The organism is Spiroplasma endosymbiont of Nomada ruficornis (assembly GCF_964030795.1).
In the GTDB taxonomy this organism is placed as follows: domain Bacteria; phylum Bacillota_I; class Bacilli_A; order Mycoplasmatales; family VBWQ01; genus Spiroplasma_E; species Spiroplasma_E ixodetis_A.
The window spans coordinates 281,417-304,214 of sequence record NZ_OZ034962.1 but is presented as its reverse complement, the minus strand read 5'-3'; the positions used below and the strand labels follow the sequence as shown (position 1 = coordinate 304,214).

General features: G+C 25.5%; 21 protein-coding genes, 16 tRNA genes, 1 other RNA gene and 1 pseudogene. 9 read left to right on the top strand and 30 right to left on the bottom strand.

Annotation, left to right across the window (positions count from 1 at the left end):
• Window positions 1-87: 87 nt before the first annotated feature.
• Both AAHM79_RS01860 and AAHM79_RS01855 read right to left on the bottom strand, forming a co-directional pair.
• Window positions 88-216, bottom strand: coding sequence for a hypothetical protein (locus AAHM79_RS01860; protein WP_342257962.1), 129 nt, complete (start codon window positions 214-216; stop codon window positions 88-90).
• A 5-nt stretch (window positions 217-221) separates the two neighbouring features.
• The gene (locus tag AAHM79_RS01855) at window positions 222-1,766 is read right to left on the bottom strand and encodes a sodium-dependent transporter (RefSeq protein WP_342257961.1); all 1,545 of its coding nucleotides are present in this window, start codon (window positions 1,764-1,766) and stop codon (window positions 222-224) included.
• A 270-nt stretch (window positions 1,767-2,036) separates the two neighbouring features.
• Between AAHM79_RS01855 and AAHM79_RS01850 the strand changes: the two genes are divergently transcribed.
• Window positions 2,037-2,987, top strand: coding sequence for an IS30 family transposase (locus AAHM79_RS01850; RefSeq protein ID WP_342257960.1), 951 nt, complete (start codon window positions 2,037-2,039; stop codon window positions 2,985-2,987).
• Between the two features lie 211 nt (window positions 2,988-3,198).
• Window positions 3,199-4,236 carry a hypothetical protein gene (locus AAHM79_RS01845; protein ID WP_342257959.1) on the top strand — a complete coding sequence of 346 codons (1,038 nt, stop codon included), beginning with the start codon at window positions 3,199-3,201 and terminating at the stop codon, window positions 4,234-4,236.
• A gap of 73 nt (window positions 4,237-4,309) precedes the next feature.
• Here AAHM79_RS01845 and AAHM79_RS01840 read toward each other — a convergent pair.
• From AAHM79_RS01840 to AAHM79_RS01810, 7 genes are all read right to left on the bottom strand, one after another.
• Window positions 4,310-4,391, bottom strand: a tRNA-Leu gene (locus tag AAHM79_RS01840).
• Between the two features lie 65 nt (window positions 4,392-4,456).
• Window positions 4,457-4,544 (bottom strand) — tRNA-Leu (locus AAHM79_RS01835).
• A gap of 6 nt (window positions 4,545-4,550) precedes the next feature.
• A tRNA-Lys gene (locus tag AAHM79_RS01830) sits at window positions 4,551-4,625 on the bottom strand.
• Window positions 4,626-4,641: 16 nt separating this feature from the next.
• Window positions 4,642-4,716, bottom strand: a tRNA-Gln gene (locus AAHM79_RS01825).
• Between the two features lie 9 nt (window positions 4,717-4,725).
• Window positions 4,726-4,810 (bottom strand) — tRNA-Tyr (locus tag AAHM79_RS01820).
• 11 nt (window positions 4,811-4,821) lie between these two features.
• Window positions 4,822-4,898: transfer RNA gene (locus AAHM79_RS01815), tRNA-Thr, on the bottom strand.
• Window positions 4,899-4,905: 7 nt separating this feature from the next.
• Window positions 4,906-4,981 (bottom strand) — tRNA-Val (locus tag AAHM79_RS01810).
• Window positions 4,982-5,263: 282 nt separating this feature from the next.
• On the opposite strand from AAHM79_RS01810, the gene AAHM79_RS01805 reads away from it, so the two are divergent.
• The 4 genes from AAHM79_RS01805 to AAHM79_RS01790 all read left to right on the top strand — a co-directional run bounded on the left by AAHM79_RS01805 (window position 5,264) and on the right by AAHM79_RS01790 (window position 7,849).
• Complete coding sequence (locus AAHM79_RS01805; protein WP_342257958.1) at window positions 5,264-5,692, top strand: hypothetical protein; 429 nt, start codon at window positions 5,264-5,266, stop codon at window positions 5,690-5,692.
• A 118-nt stretch (window positions 5,693-5,810) separates the two neighbouring features.
• Entirely contained in the window at window positions 5,811-6,128 is a 318-nt protein-coding gene (locus tag AAHM79_RS01800) for a hypothetical protein (protein WP_342257957.1), read from the top strand.
• A gap of 9 nt (window positions 6,129-6,137) precedes the next feature.
• A complete protein-coding gene (locus AAHM79_RS01795) occupies window positions 6,138-6,764 on the top strand; it encodes an isochorismatase family cysteine hydrolase (protein ID WP_342257956.1) in 627 nt (208 codons plus the stop codon).
• 134 nt (window positions 6,765-6,898) lie between these two features.
• Window positions 6,899-7,849, top strand: coding sequence for an IS30 family transposase (locus tag AAHM79_RS01790; protein ID WP_342257955.1), 951 nt, complete (start codon window positions 6,899-6,901; stop codon window positions 7,847-7,849).
• A gap of 68 nt (window positions 7,850-7,917) precedes the next feature.
• Here AAHM79_RS01790 and AAHM79_RS01785 read toward each other — a convergent pair whose 3' ends face one another.
• From AAHM79_RS01785 to AAHM79_RS01775, 3 genes and pseudogenes are all read right to left on the bottom strand, one after another.
• Window positions 7,918-9,228 carry a glucose-6-phosphate isomerase gene (locus AAHM79_RS01785; RefSeq protein WP_425289544.1) on the bottom strand — a complete coding sequence of 437 codons (1,311 nt, stop codon included), beginning with the start codon at window positions 9,226-9,228 and terminating at the stop codon, window positions 7,918-7,920.
• A 170-nt stretch (window positions 9,229-9,398) separates the two neighbouring features.
• Entirely contained in the window at window positions 9,399-9,776 is a 378-nt protein-coding gene (locus AAHM79_RS01780) for a S1 RNA-binding domain-containing protein (RefSeq protein ID WP_252318945.1), read from the bottom strand.
• Between the two features lie 321 nt (window positions 9,777-10,097).
• Window positions 10,098-10,571, bottom strand: a pseudogene (locus AAHM79_RS01775) (oleate hydratase); the annotation flags it as partial.
• Window positions 10,572-10,691: 120 nt separating this feature from the next.
• Between AAHM79_RS01775 and AAHM79_RS01770 the strand changes: the two are divergent.
• Window positions 10,692-11,099: a rolling circle replication-associated protein gene (locus tag AAHM79_RS01770; RefSeq protein ID WP_342257952.1), complete on the top strand. Its 408-nt coding sequence runs from the start codon at window positions 10,692-10,694 to the stop codon at window positions 11,097-11,099.
• Between the two features lie 19 nt (window positions 11,100-11,118).
• Here AAHM79_RS01770 and AAHM79_RS01765 read toward each other — a convergent pair whose 3' ends face one another.
• The 10 genes from AAHM79_RS01765 to AAHM79_RS01720 form a co-directional block, all read right to left on the bottom strand.
• Entirely contained in the window at window positions 11,119-12,069 is a 951-nt protein-coding gene (locus AAHM79_RS01765) for an IS30 family transposase (protein ID WP_342257951.1), read from the bottom strand.
• A 341-nt stretch (window positions 12,070-12,410) separates the two neighbouring features.
• Window positions 12,411-12,486, bottom strand: a tRNA-Asp gene (locus AAHM79_RS01760).
• Window position 12,487: 1 nt separating this feature from the next.
• A tRNA-Met gene (locus AAHM79_RS01755) sits at window positions 12,488-12,562 on the bottom strand.
• A gap of 21 nt (window positions 12,563-12,583) precedes the next feature.
• Window positions 12,584-12,673, bottom strand: a tRNA-Ser gene (locus AAHM79_RS01750).
• A 13-nt stretch (window positions 12,674-12,686) separates the two neighbouring features.
• Window positions 12,687-12,763 (bottom strand) — tRNA-Ile (locus AAHM79_RS01745).
• A gap of 7 nt (window positions 12,764-12,770) precedes the next feature.
• Window positions 12,771-12,847 (bottom strand) — tRNA-Met (locus AAHM79_RS01740).
• Window positions 12,848-12,879: 32 nt separating this feature from the next.
• Window positions 12,880-12,955 (bottom strand) — tRNA-Ala (locus AAHM79_RS01735).
• Window positions 12,956-12,966: 11 nt separating this feature from the next.
• Window positions 12,967-13,043: transfer RNA gene (locus AAHM79_RS01730), tRNA-Pro, on the bottom strand.
• Window position 13,044: 1 nt separating this feature from the next.
• Window positions 13,045-13,121: transfer RNA gene (locus tag AAHM79_RS01725), tRNA-Arg, on the bottom strand.
• Between the two features lie 107 nt (window positions 13,122-13,228).
• Window positions 13,229-13,304: transfer RNA gene (locus AAHM79_RS01720), tRNA-Cys, on the bottom strand.
• Window positions 13,305-13,543: 239 nt separating this feature from the next.
• Between AAHM79_RS01720 and AAHM79_RS01715 the strand changes: the two genes are divergently transcribed.
• Window positions 13,544-14,494, top strand: coding sequence for an IS30 family transposase (locus tag AAHM79_RS01715; protein WP_342257950.1), 951 nt, complete (start codon window positions 13,544-13,546; stop codon window positions 14,492-14,494).
• Window positions 14,495-14,610: 116 nt separating this feature from the next.
• Here AAHM79_RS01715 and ssrA read toward each other — a convergent pair.
• The 3 genes from ssrA to smpB form a co-directional block, all read right to left on the bottom strand.
• Window positions 14,611-15,026, bottom strand: a transfer-messenger RNA (tmRNA) gene (ssrA, locus tag AAHM79_RS01710).
• Window positions 15,027-15,151: 125 nt separating this feature from the next.
• Window positions 15,152-16,102, bottom strand: coding sequence for an IS30 family transposase (locus AAHM79_RS01705; RefSeq protein ID WP_342257949.1), 951 nt, complete (start codon window positions 16,100-16,102; stop codon window positions 15,152-15,154).
• 400 nt (window positions 16,103-16,502) lie between these two features.
• Entirely contained in the window at window positions 16,503-16,934 is a 432-nt protein-coding gene (gene smpB, locus AAHM79_RS01700) for an SsrA-binding protein (protein ID WP_252320720.1), read from the bottom strand.
• Window positions 16,935-17,210: 276 nt separating this feature from the next.
• Here smpB and AAHM79_RS01695 point away from each other — a divergent pair, with 276 nt between their 5' ends.
• A complete protein-coding gene (locus AAHM79_RS01695) occupies window positions 17,211-17,603 on the top strand; it encodes a hypothetical protein (protein ID WP_174480342.1) in 393 nt (130 codons plus the stop codon).
• Here the strand turns inward: AAHM79_RS01695 and AAHM79_RS01690 are convergent, their stop codons facing one another.
• The 5 genes from AAHM79_RS01690 to AAHM79_RS01670 form a co-directional block, all read right to left on the bottom strand.
• The gene (locus AAHM79_RS01690) at window positions 17,604-18,218 is read right to left on the bottom strand and encodes a hypothetical protein (RefSeq protein ID WP_338958013.1); all 615 of its coding nucleotides are present in this window, start codon (window positions 18,216-18,218) and stop codon (window positions 17,604-17,606) included. It abuts the gene before it with no gap.
• Window positions 18,172-20,466: a ribonuclease R gene (gene rnr, locus AAHM79_RS01685; RefSeq protein WP_342257948.1), complete on the bottom strand. Its 2,295-nt coding sequence runs from the start codon at window positions 20,464-20,466 to the stop codon at window positions 18,172-18,174. Before rnr ends, AAHM79_RS01690 begins: the two co-directional genes overlap by 47 nt.
• 106 nt (window positions 20,467-20,572) lie before the next feature.
• Window positions 20,573-20,836, bottom strand: a complete 264-nt coding sequence (gene secG / locus AAHM79_RS01680; protein ID WP_174480339.1) for a preprotein translocase subunit SecG — start codon at window positions 20,834-20,836, stop codon at window positions 20,573-20,575.
• Between the two features lie 364 nt (window positions 20,837-21,200).
• A complete protein-coding gene (locus AAHM79_RS01675) occupies window positions 21,201-21,521 on the bottom strand; it encodes a hypothetical protein (protein ID WP_342257947.1) in 321 nt (106 codons plus the stop codon).
• Window positions 21,522-21,866: 345 nt separating this feature from the next.
• The gene (locus AAHM79_RS01670; RefSeq protein ID WP_342257946.1) at window positions 21,867-22,547 is read right to left on the bottom strand and encodes a hypothetical protein; all 681 of its coding nucleotides are present in this window, start codon (window positions 22,545-22,547) and stop codon (window positions 21,867-21,869) included.
• Window positions 22,548-22,798: the final 251 nt, after the last annotated feature.

The window sequence follows — 22,798 nt, the reverse complement described above, 5'->3', positions numbered from 1 at the left end:
TTTGTAATCTGGCATTAAAATGCCAGATTACAAAAAAACCTAATTATAATACTTTATCATAAGTATACTAAAATATTTTAAAAAATATTATTCTTTGTTTTTTTCTTTTCTTTTTTGTTTTTTATGACTCTTAAAATCCATTATGACAAAGAAAATAAAAAGACCAATAATACTTACTAAAGAAATTACCATGAAAATAATTGCTCCAACATCCATGTTTTTTAACCTCTTTCAGTTTTTGTTTTTATTTTAAATAATTTATTAAAAACATTATGAATATTTTGATGATAAGTTAAGATAAAAGTTAAAAGTAAAACTAACCCAACACCAAGTGTTAGACCAACTGTACCATAGACAAAATTAGCATTGATAATATTAATAATAAAATCATAGATACCAGTAGCAATATTAATTAAAATTAAAATTGGTGCGATAATTAAAATTACTATTTTATATCCTTTTGTTCATTTCATTCATGAATTTTCATTATTATATAATTTTAATGTATCATATAGTTTTCAGCCATATGGACTAATACCAATTAATAAAATAAACCCAATTATTAGTAGTCAAATTTGTGCTACTCAGATTGCTAGCCCATTAAACAGCGCTGGTGAATTACTAAAGGTAAATAATACTGATACTGCCATTGCTCCTAATAATGATATTGCTAATGCTTGTTTGCGCTTTAAATGAATTTCATATTCTAGACCATTTACCATTGATTCAACTTGACCAATTAGTGAGGACATACCCGCAAAGAAAAGTGTAACAAAAAATAATATTGCTAAAATATTTCCTAAAATAGGAACTTGATTATTAATAATAGCAAATAATTGTGGTATTACTTGGAAAATCAAAGCAGGTCCTGCTTGAAATACATATTTAATATCAGTTTTACCTTGATTTTGAGCAATTGCACCTATTGAATTAAAAACAATAATTGTTGTTAATATACCAATAACGCTAGTACCAAAGGCTACTACAAAAGCTTGATTAGTACTATCTTGTTTTTCAGGAGCATGAGCTGCATAAATATAAATGGTTCCTGTACATGTTGATAACATAAAGAATGATTGACCAAAAGCATCTTTTCATAATCCAGGATTTAATAATTCTTTAGCATCTAAATCAAACATTACATTTAATCCAAGTTTAGCACCTGATAATGTACTAGTATAAATTGCTAAAATAATAATCATTAAAAATAAAAATGGAATCATAATTTTATTGGCTTTTTCAATTCCTTTTTCAACACCACCTAGTAGAATGATACCCAAAATAATTCATACACCAATTGTTGCAAGTAAAATCATTCAATTTAAGTTACCTAGGCTATTTAAATTGCTAATATCTTGATCATTTGTTTGTTGTAAAATATTATGATAAAAATAAGAACCTTTATTTAAATTAGAAGTAAAACTAATAATAATATTAATTAAAGTTCATCCTACTAAAACACTATAATAAGTACTTAGTAAAATAACGGTTGTTGAATGCAATCAAGAGAAAAAAGCACCCTTTTTACCTCCAACCTCACTAAAAAATTCAATATGATTTTTGCGATATTTATTACCAATTGTCATTTCAATAAATAAAACTGGTATTGCACAAATTACCATACATATTAAAAAAGGGATTAGAAAAGCACCATGATGGTTATACATTTGAGTTAGAAATCCTCAAATACCACCTAATCCTACTGCCGAACCCATTACTGAAAGTAAAAATCCTAATTTTGAGATATTTAAGCGTTGTTTTTTCATATTAATAAATGACCTCCTTTATAACAGTTAATTATACAAAAAAAATATTTTATTAAAACTAATTTCAGTAAATAAAATTTTGCGATGTTATTTATTAATAATGTGTATTGGAAAATATATAGAAAATCAAAAGTTTATTTTATTTAATCAAATGATATTATTAAAAGCTGAATTATACTTGTAAGTGCAAGTAAATAAAATTGCAAAAAATTCTCATATAAAAATTTCATAATGCTAAATTTAGTTTAGAAAAAAGTAAGGAGTTTTTATATGAGTTATAAACATCTTGGCATAGATGAAAGGATTTATATTGAGAATCACTTGAAATTTAAATTTAAAATTAGTGAAATAGCTAAAAATCTTAATCGAAGTATTAGTACTATTATTCGAGAAATTAATAGAAATAAAGATAATAATCATTATTTTTCATTAATTGCACAAAATAAAGCTGAAAATCGAAAACAATCACATATTAGTTTTCATAAGTTTAAAAATAAGAATTTAGTAAAATATGTACAACAAAAATTACTATTAGGTTGATCACCTGAACAAATTTATGGCAGAATTAAAAATTTTCATAAAGAGTGAGTTATTAGTTTTAAAACAATTTATACTTGAATTTATTTTGGAATGCTTGATAAAGTTACTAGTAAAAATTTAAGAAGAAAAGGTAAAAAACGAAAATCTAAAGAAAATCGTGGCAAGTTTAATGGTAAATCAATTAAAGAACGAGATATAAATGTTAATGATCTTATAACACTTGGTCATTGAGAAGGAGATACTATAGTATCATCACGAGGTAAAAGCAAATCATGTTTAATAACTTTAGTTGAAAGAGTATCACGATTTACTTTAGCAATATTAGTTAAAAACAGAACTACTAAAGTTATTAATAAAAATGTCAGTTATTATTTATCAATTCTTCCTAAAAACATTGTTAAAACTATTACTTTTGATCGTGGCAAAGAATTTTCAAATTGACAACAACTTGAAAAAAATTTAGATGTAAAAATTTATTTTGCCAATCCATATTCACCTTGACAAAGAGGTACTAATGAAAATACTAATGGTTTAATTAGAGAAAAATTTCCTAAAAAATTTATTTTTTCAAAAACTAATAAAAATGAAGTTCATAAATTTATATTGTCTTTAAATCAAAGACCGAGAAAAATACTAAATTATCTTTCACCAATCGAATATTTGGATAGAAAAATAATTTAGTTGCACTTACCTTTACAATTTAGCAAGTTATTAAAATTATTTTTCATAATTTCAATATTAATGATTATATTACTTGCATTTATTTAATATAGGGTTATAATACAAGAAGTAATAAATAAAGACTAGAGTTTAGCTCATATTTAAGAATTGTAATTCTTAATATGGGTGTTTTTATATTAATTTTATTACTTTAAATTATTTTTTAGAAAGGATGAAAAATATGGATTCATCACCAGCAAGAAGTTATTCTTCTACAGAACAATTATTACCAAATGATTTAATATCAACTAATAATAGAAATAGGGTAGTACCTACTATAAGAGATGTGTTACTTACTCTTGGTAATTGAATGGTAACTGGGGGTAACTATTTATTATATCAAGATGGAGTATTATCACTAGCACCAGCATTATTTTTTATGTTGGAAGGAGGAATTAATTCAAAAATTTCGTTAACTAATTTAATATTAAGATATTGAAATATTAATAATGTAAGGATTAATAATTTATTAACAGGAGTGAGTTTTGCAACAGCACCATTATTACCACTAGCAGTAGCTTGACTTAACTGACCAACACCCAATCCAGATACATTACCTGTTACATATGCTTTTATTACAGCAGCAGCAGCTTCAAGTTTAAATCATATAGTGACAATTAGTAAAAAAATATCAGAATGTTGTGCACCTAATAATGAAGAAAATGCAATAAATCAACAACGTAATATATGACAAAAAATAGGTAATACAGCTGCAAGTTTATTAGCACCAATAACTATTGCTAGTGCAATTACTGGTGTTAGTCTTTTTGCATATCATGAATTAAGTAATCCAAATAATAATGATGATGACCAACCATTTTATAAGAAAAGATCAACAGCTTTTTGAGACACAATAGCTGGTCTTGCAATAGTTGGTACTGGTTTATTAGTAAATACTGGAATGGAATTATATGAAAATTGATGTGCGGATGTTAATGATTTTGATGAGGAAGATAATTATGAAAATATTTCTAGCAGTACATCTTCACCATCATCATCAAGTTCTGAAGATAGTGATGATAATAATCCATTATTAAATAAACCTTTTAATCCAGAAAAAATTAATAATGGAGAGGAAACACAATCAGTCATGTCAACTTCTCATGTTGTTGAAATAGCTGATCCTAAACCACTTAATACAGCAGCATTAAATTCTGAAGAACGTTTGCCTGTTAAACAACAATCTTCAGAACGTCGATTATCAGTTTAATAATATTTAATATTATAAAAATAAAAAGGTATTCTTAAAAGAATACCTTTTTATACTAATAATTTAATATTAGTGGTGCCCAGAGCGGGACTCGAACCCGCATGATTTCTCGGTAGATTTTGAGTCTACTGCGTCTGCCATTTCGCCATCTGGGCAAAATATAGTTTACTTGCTTATAAAAAATGAGGAATACTTCCTCATCATTAATAAATATATAAAATGGTGCCCAGAGCGAGACTCGAACTCGCACAACCTGTAAAAGTCATCGGATCTTAAGCCCGACGTGTCTGCCATTTCACCACCTGGGCATCAAATGGTGTCCCCGGCAAGGATCGAACTTGCGACACCTCGGTTAAAAGCCGAGTGCTCTACCGCTGAGCTACGAGGACAAATTAATAAAATATATGGCTGAGGTGGTTGGATTTGAACCAACGCATGACGGCGTCAAAGGCCGTTGCCTTACCGCTTGGCTACACCCCAATAAGTATATGGTGGAGGGGGAGGGAGTCGAACCCCCGAACTCGAAGAGATCTGGTTTACAGCCAGGTGCAGTTGGCCACTTTGCTACCCCTCCATAAATAATAATGGTGCTGATGACAGGAATCGAACCTGCAACCTACGGTTTACAAAACCGTTGCTCTGCCGGATTGAGCCACATCAGCAGGTAAATGGTGGAGTATGACGGACTTGAACCGCCGACCTATTGCTTGTAAGGCAATTGCTCTCCCAGCTGAGCTAATACTCCTTATTTATTGTTTTATTAGAATTATTTATTCTTAAAAACCTTAATCATTATAATAGATATTTTTCACATTTACAATTATTTTTTAAAGATAATGTAAAATTATTTTATTTTTAATTATTTTTTAAAAGAAAAGTTAAAAGAAAAAACCAAAAAAAATAATTTTATGTTAAATATTACTATTTTATACCTATTTTCAGCTTTATATATTTTAAATATAATATTTTTTTAAAGTTTGCTAAAATTTTTTTGAGCCATATTTATATTAAAAGAAAGGGAAAATTTATGCAAAAAATTTGAAAAAAATTATCAAAGTTAGATAAAATTAGCATTTACGTATTTATAACTATGTTAATAGTAATGATTTTAGGATTAATTTTAATTGGAACAGTATCTTTAACAGTTAAACCTCTAGGAGCTAAAGCGGCTGAAAGTCATGATGGGTTTTGAATTTTAAGAAATTCTCATCCTTGAAATATTGGAGTTTTTATTAAGGGTAGTATAACTAATTTTGGTGTTACTATGTCATTAACTGATTTTTTTGATAAATTAAAAATTGCAGTTGCTGCATTAGGTGGAACTGCAACTTTAACAGGTACAGCAGCACAGTTACAAATAGGAGTAATCTTAGCGGTTATTGCTACTCCAATCTTATTTTTTACAAGTCTTATTATTTTTGGATACAGTTGTTATTTAAAAGTAGTAAAAAAATAAAAATAGCGATTTATTAATTTTAAAAAATTCTTATTTTTCACATTAAAGTAAGAATTTTTTTATTTATTTTATAGCAGTAATATAACAATGATATAATTAAAAAAAATAGGTGATAATAATGATAACTAAAAATTGATGAAAAAAATTACCTCTTGATGAAAAAATAATTACTATTTTATTTTTTTCTGGTTTTATATTTTTGTTATTAGGGTTAATTATGTTATTAAGTATTAAAATAGAAAACATTTGTAATGGATTTAATTTTATTTATATAAATGGTGTAATTGATAGTTTAATCTATCAAAGTAGTCAGGGAATAACAGTAGATATTTTCTTTTTAAAAGTAGGAATTATTTTTACTATTTTCTTAATGCCAATTTGTTCTGGCTGTAGTATAATTTGATTTATTATTAAACGATTAATTTTTAAAAAATAGAGGTGAATAATGAAAAATAATGATTCATTTATTGAAATTATAAATAAAACTTTGGATCAAACAGTTAATTTAAATTTTAAAACTTTAAAAGGTCATAATATTATATTTATTGTTGATATGGTTAATGGCTTTGCTAAAAAAGGAAATTTATTTTCACCCAATATTAATTCAATTATTAAACCAATTAAAAATTTATTAGCAAAAGTAAATACTAATGAAACTAAAGTTATTGCTTTTAATGATGCTCATAATGAACATAGTCCCGAATTTCATACTTTTCCTAGTCATTGTTTGGAAAATACTATTGAATCAGAGTTAGTAGAAGAATTAAAATTTGACAATATTAAGATTATTAAAAAAAATAGTACTAATGGTTTTTTTGCTTTTGATTTTAAGCCAAATTTACAATGGGATAACATTATTATTGTTGGTTGTTGTACTGATATTTGTATTTATCAATTTGCTATTAGTTGTAAAACTTGATTTAATCAGCACAATAAAGAAGTAAATGTTATTGTTCCAATGACAATGACAAATACTTATGATGAACCAGAGCATCCAGCTCATATTTTAAATCAATATGCATGATATTCAATGCTTAAAAATGGCATTACTATTGTTAAGGATGTTATTTAATTAAAGTAGAATTTTAAATAAAATAAATTTGCTGAATTATACTTGTAAGTGCAAGTAAATAAAATTGCAAAAAATTCTCATATAAAAATTTCATAATGCTAAATTTAGTTTAGAAAAAAGTAAGGAGTTTTTATATGAGTTATAAACATCTTGGCATAGATGAAAGGATTTATATTGAGAATCAATTGAAATTTAAATTTAAAATTAGTGAAATAGCTAAAAATCTTAATCGAAGTATTAGTACTATTATTCGAGAAATTAATAGAAATAAAGATAATAATCATTATTTTTCATTAATTGCACAAAATAAAGCTGAAAATCGAAAACAATCACATATTAGTTTTCATAAGTTTAAAAATAAGAATTTAGTAAAATATGTACAACAAAAATTACTATTAGGTTGATCACCTGAACAAATTTATGGCAGAATTAAAAATTTTCATAAAGAGTGAGTTATTAGTTTTAAAACAATTTATACTTGAATTTATTTTGGAATGCTTGATAAAGTTACTAGTAAAAATTTAAGAAGAAAAGGTAAAAAACGAAAATCTAAAGAAAATCGTGGCAAGTTTAATGGTAAATCAATTAAAGAACGAGATATAAATGTTAATGATCGTATAACACTTGGTCATTGAGAAGGAGATACTATAGTATCATCACGAGGTAAAAGCAAATCATGTTTAATAACTTTAGTTGAAAGAGTATCACGATTTACTTTAGCAATATTAGTTAAAAACAGAACTACTAAAGTTATTAATAAAAATGTCAGTTATTATTTATCAATTCTTCCTAAAAACATTGTTAAAACTATTACTTTTGATCGTGGCAAAGAATTTTCAAATTGACAACAACTTGAAAAAAATTTAGATGTAAAAATTTATTTTGCCAATCCATATTCACCTTGACAAAGAGGTACTAATGAAAATACTAATGGTTTAATTAGAGAAAAAATTCCTAAAAAATTTATTTTTTCAAAAACTAATAAAAATGAAGTTCATAAATTTATATTGTCTTTAAATCAAAGACCGAGAAAAATACTAAATTATCTTTCACCAATCGAATATTTGGATAGAAAAATAATTTAGTTGCACTTACCTTTACAATTTAGCATATAACTATATTTTAATGTTTTATTAAATTTATTATTAGGAAATTATTTTTTACCTAATAATGTAAACATTTTCTTTTTGTATACTTCAACACCAGGTTGGTTAAATGGGTCAACACCTAATAATTTTGCACTAACAGCACAAGCCTTCATAAAGAAATAACTAGCATAACCAAACATTTTGCCATCCATTGTATCCCATTCTAATAAAATATTTGGTGTTTTTCCTACTATTTCATCACTATGAGCTTCAATAGTTCCTTGTAAGGCAATATTATTAATTTCATGTAAAGAATGTTTTGTTAAATAGTTTAATTGATCATTGTTTTCTTTATCAAGTGGAATTTTGATATCTTCATTAGGTTTTTTGATTTTTATTACTGTTTCAAAAAACATTTTTGAACCTTCTTGAATAAATTGGCCCATTGAATGTAAATCAGTTGAAAAAACAACACTAGCTGGTAATAATCCTTTGCCATCCTTACCTTCTGACTCACCAAATAATTGTTTTCATCATTCACATAACATTTGCATTTGTAATTCATAGCTTACTAAAATTTCAACTGCTTTATTATTAGTTTTATGTAAATGATAGCGAGAAACTGCATATAAATAGGCATCATTAACATCAATTTTATCACTTTTACATTCTTTTGCTGCTAATTGCGCACCAGCAATAATTTCTTCACAGTTAATTCCTGCTACCATCATCGGAAAAATACCAACAGGAGTTAAAACAGAGTATCTACCACCGATATTATCGGTAATAACAAAGCTTTCATATCCTTCTTCTTTTGCCAAATCATGGAGTACTCCTCTTGTTTTATCAGTAGTAGCGATAATTCTGTTATTAACAATATTCTTATTTTTCTTTTGTTTAATTAATAGTTCTTTTAACAAACGAAAGGCTATTGCTGGTTCAGTAGTAGTTCCTGATTTAGAAATAACATTAATGGCAAATTCTTTATCTTTTAAATATGATAAAACTTGGTGAACATAAGTTGAACTCATGGTATTACCCATATAAATTACTTTAACAGGAGCGGTATTATTAAATAAACCTTGCACCATATCAATTCCTGCTCTAGCACCTAAGTATGATCCACCAATACCAATTACTACTAAAACTTGTATTTCTTTTTGTAGTTTCAATGCTAGAGTTTTCATTCGTTTTCAAGAGTCTTGAAAAGTAATGTCTTTTTGGTATGCAAATGGAAAATCAATTCATCCTAATCAACCATCTTCATTTTTAGCATTACTTTCCAGTTCAGCGTTAATCACCGTTACTTTTTCTTGATATAAAGTTGATAATTCTTTCATATCTAAATTAGTAAACTTTAAATTAGTTTTTATCACTATTCTATAACCTCCTTATAGTATTTAAAATTAAAATATTAATTCGTAATAATACTATTTAATATTTATAATAAAAATATAGTTGTAAAAATTTTAGATTGCAAGAAAAAAATAAAAAATATTGCCATTAAATAGCAATATTTTTTATTATTTGGAAGAAAAATAGTATTTTAATTATTTTCCTCTTTTTTAAATCAATTATCAACAGTTTCTCTTATTGGTGCAAATCCTTTACCATTTTCTTCAATTGAAGAATTATTCTTTGCAACTAATCCTTGTTCTTTTGTACTTAAACTTAATTGTTGTTTAGTATGATCAATACCTGTTATTTCTGCTTTAACTGATGTACCAATTGTAAAATAATCACTAACATTTTTAACAAATTTAGGGGTAATACGACTAATGTGAATTAAACCAGAAAATCCATTTGGACACTTACAAAAAACTCCAAATTCCTTTATTCCAGTTGGAGTTACGGTAATAATGTCACCAACTTGAAATTGTTGAACATTTGATTCATTTTCTTCATTTTTAATAATTGTACTCATAATAAGTTAATTCCTCTTTCTTTTGTATAATTTAATAATACATAAAAATATTATAACATTATATTTAATCTTGAAGTTAAAATTAATAATATTAATTTTATGAATTTTTAAACATTAGAATGAGAAATTATTAATTGATTTTAAATTTAAAGATTATTAAAATATTAAATTTGTTAGCAATTTCTTTATTTTTAAAGAAATGAATGTTACTTGTAACAATATTACTAATTTTTTTTAATATTTTTCTTTATTTTATACTTAAAATGGTAAGTTAATATAGATATTTTATTTTATAAATATTATTAAAAATATTAGGATTTATTATAATAATCCTGATTTTTCAAGTAATTCTTCTAGAAAAGTTCCCTTGATTTTTTTTAATGCACCTCTACGGAAAATTTTTAAGATGAGAGGAACTTGTATATCATTAATTTTTTTCTTATCTCATAAAATATGAGTTGAATTCAATAGTACTCTAATATCATATGCTGAAGCAAAAACTTCTGGTATTCCTCTATCAACCTTTAATAATTTATAGACAGCTTCCATAGCAGTTCTCACTGAATATTCGGTTGTAAAAACTGTATCATCTTCAGTTTCACTAAAATTACCAATAAACGCTAAATTTTTTGAACCTTCCGGAACTACTAAAGGACGATCACCAATTTCTCTTGGCATAAAGTATGAAGTAATAAATGGCATATAAACTGGTACCACATTACATTAGTTTTTAGCAAGTTGAAAGATTTCTTCTTCAGGAACACCAATATGATATAATCACTCTTGAGCTATTTCCATGATTAAGTATCGTTTTTGTTTTATATTTATTTTTATAATTTTTTATGTTAAGATTTGTTTGTTATTAAAATGTATAAAATTGGTTTTTTTAAAACCTAGAATAGTCGAGTTTTATATATGGATTTTCAACAAGATTTTTATGTTAAAAAGATTTTTTATGCTTGTTATGTTAAAAATGTTGTTTTACCTATTTCTTTTTTAAATAATATTGGAAATAAAAAAGGTAAATGTTATGTTGGTAATAAACAAAAATTAAGAAATAATACTGTTCGTACTAAAACTAATTTAATTCAAAAAGCATTACATAATTTTTATGATAGTAAAATGTTGAGTTTTATTACTTTAACTTATAAAGATAATATACAAGATATTAAAAAAGCAAAAAAAGATATTCGTTTATTTTTTCTTAAATTAAAGAAATGGTGAAATGACCCTAAACGTTTTGAACATTTAGGAGAATTAAAGTATTTTTATGTTTATGAATATCAATCTCGTGGTGCTATTCATTTTCATATAATTTGCTAAATTGTAAAGGTAAGTGCAACTAAATTATTTTTCTATCCAAATATTCGATTGGTGAAAGATAATTTAATATTTTTCTCGGTCTTTGATTTAAAGACAATATAAATTTATGAACTTCATTTTTATTAGTTTTTGAAAAAATAAATTTTTTAGGAAATTTTTCTCTAATTAAACCATTATTATTTTCATTAGTACCTCTTTGTCAAGGTGAATATGGATTGGCAAAATAAATTTTTACATCTAAATTTTTTTCAAGTTGTTGTCAATTTGAAAATTCTTTGCCACGATCAAAAGTAATAGTTTTAACAATGTTTTTAGGAAGAATTGATAAATAATAACTGACATTTTTATTAATAACTTTAGTAGTTCTGTTTTTAACTAATATTGCTAAAGTAAATCGTGATACTCTTTCAACTAAAGTTATTAAACATGATTTGCTTTTACCTCGTGATGATACTATAGTATCTCCTTCTCAATGACCAAGTGTTATACGATCATTAACATTTATATCTCGTTCTTTAATTGATTTACCATTAAACTTGCCACGATTTTCTTTAGATTTTCGTTTTTTACCTTTTCTTCTTAAATTTTTACTAGTAACTTTATCAAGCATTCCAAAATAAATTCAAGTATAAATTGTTTTAAAACTAATAACTCACTCTTTATGAAAATTTTTAATTCTGCCATAAATTTGTTCAGGTGATCAACCTAATAGTAATTTTTGTTGTACATATTTTACTAAATTCTTATTTTTAAACTTATGAACACTAATATGTGATTGTTTTCGATTTTCAGCTTTATTTTGTGCAATTAATGAAAAATCATGATTATTATCTTTATTTCTATTAATTTCTCGAATAATAGTACTAATACTTCGATTAAGATTTTTAGCTATTTCACTAATTTTAAATTTAAATTTAAATTGATTCTCAATATAAATCCTTTCATCTATGCCAAGATGTTTATAACTCATATAAAAACTCCTTACTTTTTTCTAAACTAAATTTAGCATTATGAAATTTTTATATGAGAATTTTTTGCAATTTTATTTACTTGCACTTACAAGTATAATTCAGCATCATATTTTCGCTCCTTTTTAAAAATTAAAAACTATTATTTAATAATAGTTAAATTTAAATAAAATTATATTTATTATTTAAACTATACGTGTATTTTAATATTCTTAATTTACTTAATCAATCAAAAACTTTCTTCCATAATGAGTAAAATAATTATTCATTATACCAATAAAAAAAAGAGTAAGACCTTTTACTTACTCTCTAAATTAATACTGCTTATGTTTTATTTTCTAAATGGCGGTCTTGACGGGGATCGAACCCGCGATCTCCTCCGTGACAGGGAGGCGTATTAACCACTTTACCACAAGACCGTGGTTGCGGAGACTGGATTTGAACCAATGATCTTCGGATTATGAGCCCGACGGGATACCACTTCCCCACTCCGCGATGTATAAAATTTAATAATAATGGAGGAGGCTGAGGGATTCGAACCCTCGAGCACTTGCGCACTGACAGTTTTCAAGACTGTTCCCTTCAACCGGACTTGGGTAAGCCTCCGAGTATTTAAGTATGGTGGACCCTATCGGATTCGAACCAATGCTCGCCCGGTTATGAGCCGGGAGCTTTAACCAACTAAGCTAAGGGTCCTAGACTATGGTAGCGGGGATGGGACTCAAACCCATGGCCTCTCGGGTATGAACCGAACGCTCTAATCAACTGAGCTACCTCGCCAGTTTTAGTTTAAATGTTTAACCGATATATAATGGTGGACCCTATCGGGATCGAACCGACCACCTCCTGCGTGCAAGGCAGGCGCTCTACCAAATGAGCTAAGGGCCCTTATTTAATAATGGTCGGGAAGACAGGATTCGAACCTGCGACCTCTCGGTCCCAAACCGAGCGCTCTACCAAGCTGAGCCACATCCCGATGGTGCGCCTGGCAGGACTTGAACCCACAACCTTTTGATCCGTAGTCAAACGATCTATCCAATTGATCTACAGGCGCATTTAATTACTAAAATTTATAGTAACTCATTAAATCATTAAACCTAATCAATTATAACTTATTAAAAGTAATATTTACAAGTATATTTGTAAATATTATTAATATTTTGGAGGAGCCGATCGGATTCGAACCGACGATCAAAGTTTTGCAGACTTATGCCTTAAACCACTTGGCCACGGCTCCAAATATAATGAAAAAAATTTAAAGACTTTTCAATATTACCAAGACTAGTTACTATTTGCAACTTGTTTTACAATATTATTCATAAAATATTTAAATATTTTTTTATTATGCTGAATTATACTTGTAAGTGCAAGTGCTGAATTATACTTGTAAGTGCAAGTAAATAAAATTGCAAAAAATTCTCATATAAAAATTTCATAATGCTAAATTTAGTTTAGAAAAAAGTAAGGAGTTTTTATATGAGTTATAAACATCTTGGCATAGATGAAAGTATTTATATTGAGAATCAATTGAAATTTAAATTTAAAATTAGTGAAATAGCTAAAAATCTTAATCGAAGTATTAGTACTATTATTCGAGAAATTAATAGAAATAAAGATAATAATCATGATTTTTCATTAATTGCACAAAATAAAGCTGAAAATCGAAAACAATCACATATTAGTTTTCATAAGTTTAAAAATAAGAATTTAGTAAAATATGTACAACAAAAATTACTATTAGGTTGATCATCTGAACAAATTTATGGCAGAATTAAAAATTTTCATAAAGAGTGAGTTATTAGTTTTAAAACAATTTATACTTGAATTTATTTTGGAATGCTTGATAAAGTTACTAGTAAAAATTTAAGAAGAAAAGGTAAAAAACGAAAATCTAAAGAAAATCGTGGCAAGTTTAATGGTAAATCAATTAAAGAACGAGATATAAATGTTAATGATCGTATAACACTTGGTCATTGAGAAGGAGATACTATAGTATCATCACGAGGTAAAAGCAAATCATGTTTAATAACTTTAGTTGAAAGAGTATCACGATTTACTTTAGCAATATTAGTTAAAAACAGAACTACTAAAGTTATTAATAAAAATGTCAGTTATTATTTATCAATTCTTCCTAAAAACATTGTTAAAACTATTACTTTTGATCGTGGCAAAGAATTTTCAAATTGACAACAACCTGAAAAAAATTTAGATGTAAAAATTTATTTTGCCAATCCATATTCACCTTGACAAAGAGGTACTAATGAAAATAATAATGGTTTAATTAGAGAAAAATTTCCTAAAAAATTTATTTTTTCAAAAACTAATAAAAATGAAGTTCATAAATTTATATTGTCTTTAAATCAAAGACCGAGAAAAATATTAAATTATCTTTCACCAATCGAATATTTGGATAGAAAAATAATTTAGTTGCACTTACCTTTACAATTTAGCTTATTTATTTCACTAATTAAAATTTTATAAAGGTATTTATAATTAATTATTAAATTAAATAATAAAAAAAGCACAATTGTGCATTTAATTTATGGTGGAGATGGCGGGGATCGAACCCGCGTCCAAAAGTTAACTGACTAACTGTATCTACAGTTTAGTATAATTTAGAAAAATCACTATTTAATAATAAATTATACGAAATTATGAATAGCTAGTTAATGGAAATTCGAAAAAATTTATTAACATCATTTTTTCTAGTTTATCCTATGATACGTTACTAATAATGATAAACTTGCTATTAGTAACGGTAGTATTTACTTCTTAAGTAATTAAGCAGGTAAAACTGCTTGATTTCCTAAACCAAATCCAAAGTTGTTTAACTTTGTTGTGAATCAGTTAGGTACTATGGTTTTAGTTTGTTTTCCGGTTATGAAACCTCGTAGTATTATGGTCTACCAAACCACTGCCACAATTAGTTGTTCACTCCTGTCGAAACCAGAACATCCCCGCTAATATTATACATTACTTTCTACTATAAAGCAATTTTTGGTTTTCTTAAAAATTACTAATAATTCTTTCAAACTTTCATCATAAATTATAAAATCTAAAGCTAAATTGTAAAGGTAAGTGCAACTAAATTATTTTTCTATCCAAATATTCGATTGGTGAAAGATAATTTAGTATTTTTCTCGGTCTTTGATTTAAAGACAATATAAATTTATGAACTTCATTTTTATTAGTTTTTGAAAAAATAAATTTTTTAGGAAATTTTTCTCTAATTAAACCATTAGTATTTTCATTAGTACCTCTTTGTCAAGGTGAATATGGATTGGCAAAATAAATTTTTACATCTAAATTTTTTTCAAGTTGTTGTCAATTTGAAAATTCTTTGCCACGATCAAAAGTAATAGTTTTAACAATGTTTTTAGGAAGAATTGATAAATAATAACTGACATTTTTATTAATAACTTTAGTAGTTCTGTTTTTAACTAATATTGCTAAAGTAAATCGTGATACTCTTTCAACTAAAGTTATTAAACATGATTTGCTTTTACCTCGTGATGATACTATAGTATCTCCTTCTCAATGACCAAGTGTTATACGATCATTAACATTTATATCTAGTTCTTTAATTGATTTACCATTAAACTTGCCACGATTTTCTTTAGATTTTCGTTTTTTACCTTTTCTTCTTAAATTTTTACTAGTAACTTTATCAAGCATTCCAAAATAAATTCAAGTATAAATTGTTTTAAAACTAATAACTCACTCTTTATGAAAATTTTTAATTCTGCCATAAATTTGTTCAGGTGATCAACCTAATAGTAATTTTTGTTGTACATATTTTACTAAATTCTTATTTTTAAACTTATGAAAACTAATATGTGATTGTTTTCGATTTTCAGCTTTATTTTGTGCAATTAATGAAAAATAATGATTATTATCTTTATTTCTATTAATTTCTCGAATAATAGTACTAATACTTCGATTAAGATTTTTAGCTATTTCACTAATTTTAAATTTAAATTTCAATTGATTCTCAATATAAATCCTTTCATCTATGCCAAGATGTTTATAACTCATATAAAAACTCCTTACTTTTTTCTAAACTAAATTTAGCATTATGAAATTTTTATATGAGAATTTTTTGCAATTTTATTTACTTGCACTTACAAGTATAATTCAGCTTTTGCAGTAAAAAAAGTAGCTGGTATAGCAAAAATAATTACAGTAAACGAAATAATCACTGTAATACTAATTGCTTCAGTTACTAAATTAGTTAATGATAAAACTAAAAAATTATTAATAGCTTTTAAACTATTAATACCAAGATAAAGAAAAAAATAATAACTAATAAATAATCATTGCCACTTATTTATCTTTTGCTTAAAAAGAAAAAATAAATAAAAACTTGTAAATAAACAAAAGATTATTAAGAAAGGTAATCATATTATCATAGTTTTTTCCTTTCTTAATTAAATTATTATTTTTTGATTTGTCTTACTGCATCACGATTTTTAATGGTCTCTCTTTTATCATAATTTTTTTTACCACGAGCCAATGCTATTTCTAACTTTGCTCTACTTTTACTATTTAAATATATCATTGTTGGAACAACAGTTAAGTTTTTTTGCTTTTGTTCTTGTTGAATTTTTTTAATTTCACGAGCATTTAAAAGTAATTTTCTTTTTCTTAATGGATCAAGTATATAACTAGTAGTAAATTTATAAGTAGTAATGTTCATATTAATAATATAAGCTTCATTATTACTAAAAGTTACATAACTATCCTGTAAAGATACATTACCTAAACGAATTGATTTAATTTCAGAACCAGTCAAAACAATTCCCACTTCTAATTTTTCTAATAATTCATAATTAAAGTACGCTTTTTTATTTTTTGCAATTATTTTCATTGTTTCCACCATTATTTTCATAAACTTTATAATTAGATTATATAATAATAATTTCATAAATACTGAAATACTTACTTAAATTTGTTTTTTATTAAGAACATGCTATAATCTAATGAAGGTTAGATTAATCAATAGTTTTTCTAACAATGATTAATGTAAAATTAAACATAAAATTAATATTTGTTGTATAGCGACCCAAGAAATAGATTTTATATTTGTTTTACGGGTTTTTGTTAATTTTATATATTAATAAACAACTGAAAGGAGTCTAAGGACATGGCAGGAGAGTTAAATACTAAACCAACAGCAGTAAAAAATAGTCAATTTTATCAAGGCGATTTGGGTTTTGATAAAAATAATAATGATAAAGTAATTATTTATAAGATTTTAACTGGTAAAAAACTTGAGGTTTGCAAAATTATTATTGATGAACAAAATCATATTTTAAAAATTTCTACGAAAACGGAAATTATTAATGAAGATGAATTTGAAATTTACACATTTGCTTTAGAAGCAGATACTGCTGATTTTATTTTAAAACTTATTGCTAAAAATCAAATTAATGCTGAAATTAATTATGCATTTATAAATAATATTGAAGATTCTTATAATATATCTGAATCAGACTCATTAGAAGAAAAAAAGAAAAAAATTAGGAAACTCTTTTAACTATTTATAAATTTCTTCTCAATTATAAACTGAACCATAACACAAAGCTTTAATTTTAAAATCATTGTTATTATTGATAATTTCTAAAATAGTTTGGGCAATAGAAATCCCTGAGGCAACTATATCATCAATAATAATAATGTTTTTTTTATTAAAAAATTTAATATATTTAGGTAATAAATGAATTTTATTAGTAATTTCCATTTGTCTTTCGCTAACTTTTAATTTATTTTCTCAAAATTTACGGTAGTTATCAACTTGGAAAATATTATTAATAAATAATATCTCATAATTTAATTTTTTTTTAATAATTTTAACTAATTCAATTATTACTAATTCTAAACTACTAACTGAAGTAGGTTTTTTTGGCATCATAATAAAATAATCTAAATTTTCAAACAAATTAAATTTTTGACCAACTTCAAATAAATTAGTTGCTAATCTTATTACAGTATCTTGTTCAATATTTACTTGCTTAATTAAGTTATAATCTTCATTAACTCATAATAAATCCGGATATTGTTTTAAGCCTGGCGATTTAAAATAATTATAATAATAGCATTCAATGTTAAGATTGCTTTGTTGAATTAATCTTTTTTGCCCTTGTATTTTCATTTTTTACTCCATTTTTCTTTTCACTTTTATTTTTTTTAACTTTACCATTTAATTTTATCTTTTTTCTATATTTAAAATTATTTGCTTTATACATTTTTGATGATTGATTATTATTATTTTTATCACGGTTTTTATTTTGCTGACCATTTTCTTCTAAAATAAAATCAATAGTTCTAGCAACTTTATTTGCACTTTTAACAAGAACACTGACCTTTTGACCAAGAGCATACTGTTTTCGTTTTCTTTCACCAAACAAAATCATTGCTTTTTCATTAAAAATATAATAATCATCAGTCATGTCTGAAATTCTAATTAAACCCTCAATTGTATTATCTAACTCAACAAATAATCCAAAGCCAGTTACACTAGAAATTATACCTTCAAATTTATGACCAATAAATTGCATCATGTATTCTGCTTTTTTCATTTGATCTACAGCTCGTTCACACTCTAATGCTTTTAATTCCATATTACTAGATTGCTCAGCAGCTCAATTAGTAAAACTTTGATATTTCTCAATTATTTTAGCATTTATTTCTCTTTTAACTATATATTGGCGCAATAAACGATGAACTATTAAATCAGGATAACGTCTAATTGGCGAAGTAAAATGTGTATAATAATCACTAGCAAGTCCAAAATGGCCAATACATTTATTAGTATACTGTGCTTTTTCCATACTTCTTAATAATAAAGTTGATAAAACTTGAAATGTTGGTAATTGTTTTAAAGAATTTAATAATAATTGTAAATCTTTTGAACTAATATTTGTGATTTTTGGATTTAGTTTAATGCCCATTAATTTCAGAATTGTAACCATTTGATGCATTTTTTTAGAACGAGGATGTTCATGAACACGATAAATAAAAGGTAATTTCATATCAAATACAGTTTTAGCAACTACTTCATTAGCTCTAATCATAAAACTTTCAATTAATTTTTCAGCGATATCACGAGTTCTTAAAATAATATCAGTTACTTCTCCATTGTCATTAATAATTGTTTTTGCTTCAGTAATTTCAAAATAAATTACTCCAGCATCTTGTTTAAACTTTCATAAAATTTGGTGCAATTCTTTTGCTTTTAGTAACATTTCTCAAATTTGTGGATGTGTTTTAATAAAATTTGGATTTTTACCATTATATCCATCATTTAATTCGTCATAATTCATTCTTCTTGCTGATTTCATAAATGCCTGATAAATTTTATGTTTTACTGTTAAACCATTCTTATCAATTTCCATATCACAAACCATACATAAACGTTCTACTTGTTCATTTAAAGAACAAATACCATTTGATAACTGCGTTGGTAACATAGGAATAACACGATCTGCTAAGTAAACAGATGTACCGCGATTAAATGCCTCTTCATCTAAAGGACTATTTTCTGTTACATAATGACTAACATCAGCAATAGCTACAATTAAACGATAATTACCATTAGCTAGTTTAGTAACACAAATAGCATCATCAAAATCTTTAGCATCTTTACCATCAATTGTAACTAATAACTCTTTAGTCAAATCAATACGACCAATTTTATCTGATTCTAAAACTGTTACTGGCACCTTATCTGTTGCTGCTAATGTTTCAACATCAAATTGTGCTTTAATGCCAATTTCATAAATAACAGCTAAAATATCAACACCAGGATCATTAATATTACCCAATATTTTAGTAATAGTAACATTAAAAATATTTTTTTCAAAATTTTTAATTTTTGCAACAACAATATTATTTTCTAACGCTTTATCAGGATTTAAAATATTAACTTCATACTGTTGTAACTTTGCATTTTGAATTAATAATGTTTTTACTTTCGTATCTGCATTAACAATAACAGTACCAACAAGAAGATTAGTATCACGTTTAATAATTTTTAATACTACAGCCTCATCATTCTGATTATTAATTTTTACTAACTTACATAATACTTCATCATTATTTAACGAATTATTTATGTTTTTTATATTAACGTAATATTCTTCTTCACTATTTAATAATTTAACAAATCCAAATCCTTTTTTAGTAATTTGAATTTTACCAATAAATAAATTATTATTTTTTAGCATATAAAATTGTTGTTCTTTATTTTCCAAAATAATTTCACTATTTTTCAATTCTTCTAAATCAGCAATAAGTTCTTGCTGTTGATGATGATTAGTAATATTAAGTTTCACTGTTAAATCAACCGTTGATAAAGGTGTAATACTATTTTGTAACTCATTAATAATCTCTTGCTTCATTTCAATCAATCCCAACTTTATCCTAATTATATAATTAATTATAATCTATCTTTTAAAATTTATAAAAAGGCACATTTTAGTGTGCCTTTTTATAAAATAATTATCATTAATTTATAACTCCAATAGTATTAATAAGAATTCTTACTATTATTGCCATAGTAAATAACGATATACCTAATACTAAAGTGGCAATAGAAAATAACTTACTTCAACCACGTTCTTTAGTACTAGCAAATAATTCTTGATTACCCCCACTTAAAGCACCAAGTCCATTATGATTTTTTTTACCTTGTAATAAACCTAAAATTACTAATAATATAGCGATAATTAAGGCAATAATTTCAAAAGCAAAAATAATGTTTTGACTCATTTTGTCACTTCCACTTCTTTATAATATTATTAATTTTACACTTGATTTTACTAAAAATAAAAAAATTTTCATAATTATTATTATGACTTATTTCATAATTAAAATTTTAATTTTGGAATAAGCCTAATATGTTATGTTTTATAATTATTTTATAGGAAAATTTATTAACTTTATTCTGGTTCAATTTCTAAGTAATTTCCAACAGCATTTGTTACAATCTTTCATCCATGTTGATTGGTCATCATATAAAAAATGTTTATTTCTTAAAAATTATTATACATAACTTTAACCAAAGTTTTTAAATTACTATCACTTAAACTATTTGCTAAGGTTCCTATCAATTGTGGAAATTTAGTAATTTCACTTAAAATTTTTTTTCAAAAAGTTGATAGTCATCTTTATTATCTTGATAAATTTCTGCTAATTTTATTCACATATCATTACTAATACCTAATTTAATTTTACTTGATTCTGTATATTGTGGAGTTTTATTGTCTAAAGGTATGTAATATTTTTCTATTTTATTATATTGATTATGGGAATTGATATCAGCATTATGAGCATGCGATCAATTATACACTAAATATGCTATTCCACCAACTATAATTACTCCACCCACAACTCATCCAATAGGCCCTCCTTCAATCATAACAGATGCACCACCTTCAACAACCTCCTTCGCCAATAGCAATCGCACCTTCTTCACCAACCTCTAATAAAGGCACTGCTTCTTCTGTTTCAACTACTGTTGTAGCTTGTGGAGAACTTATTCATTTAACAACTTTATATGCAGGTGGAATACTCATAGTTGTGGTAGTGGCTAGACCTTTTAATAAATATTCATTTTTATTAGGTGTTATAAAAACGATTCCATATTTATGCAATTCAACAATTTTTTCAAATTGTGTTCAACTAGCATCAGTAAAATGTTGTCCATAAATTTCTGTTAGTTTTTTTCTTACATTATTTTTACTTTCTGTAGATGTGGTGTAATAAATATCTAATAATTTTGGATCAATAATTTGTGTTTTTAAAATATCACACTTTGGTTTCTTATTTGTTCTAGAGCCTGTACTTTGATTACTGTGTTGATTTCTATTTCTAGAACTAGTTCCAATGTTAAAAGATTGTTCAGATGTTGATGGCAAAACAGCGCTTCCACCTGCTGAAGGTGAAGGGTTGTTGTTGTAGTGGTCTGCAAATTACTTGGTTTATAATTTGATATATCTTCAAGTGTAGTAAAAGTAACACTAAAATCACAATCATAAATAATATTCAAATTTTCTGTAAATATTATACTGTTTGGACGAAACATATGTGATAGCGGAATTATTAATGTAGTTGAAGTTAAAAATGGAGAGAAATCTATACCCGGCACAAAGTCGAAATGAAAAACTAAATCAGGATTTAATTCTCATAACCTTTCCATAATAGTACTCGGATCATTACGTCTAATTTGTCCTAAATTAGTATTTCTAAGTAAATTCGATAATCTTACGCTTTGTTCATTAATAGTAAAAGTTACATTTAAATCACTATCAAAAACAATATGAGGATTATTCTGTTGAAAATCATAAACATTTTCTGATAAAATTTGAAAATTATTTATGCCTATAGGATGTCTATTTGTAAAAATAGGAAAACGTAAATGCAAATCGGGATTTAAAAAATTTAATCTCTCTATTATTGTTAATGGTGCATTATCTAACAATTCTCCTAACTCAGTTCTAATAAGCTGAATTATACTTGTACTTACAAGTATAATTCAGCAATTCAGCAAATATTTAACTTATTAATCAAATCCTTTCATGTCAAAATTAGTGTTAATTATATAACACAATTGTTTTTAGAATACATTCAGTTTTTTAAAATTAATGTTCTGATAAAAAATCTAAGAAACAAGAATCAACCACCCCAAAAACAACATATTAACTATTTTATATATCTTTCAACGATGAAAGT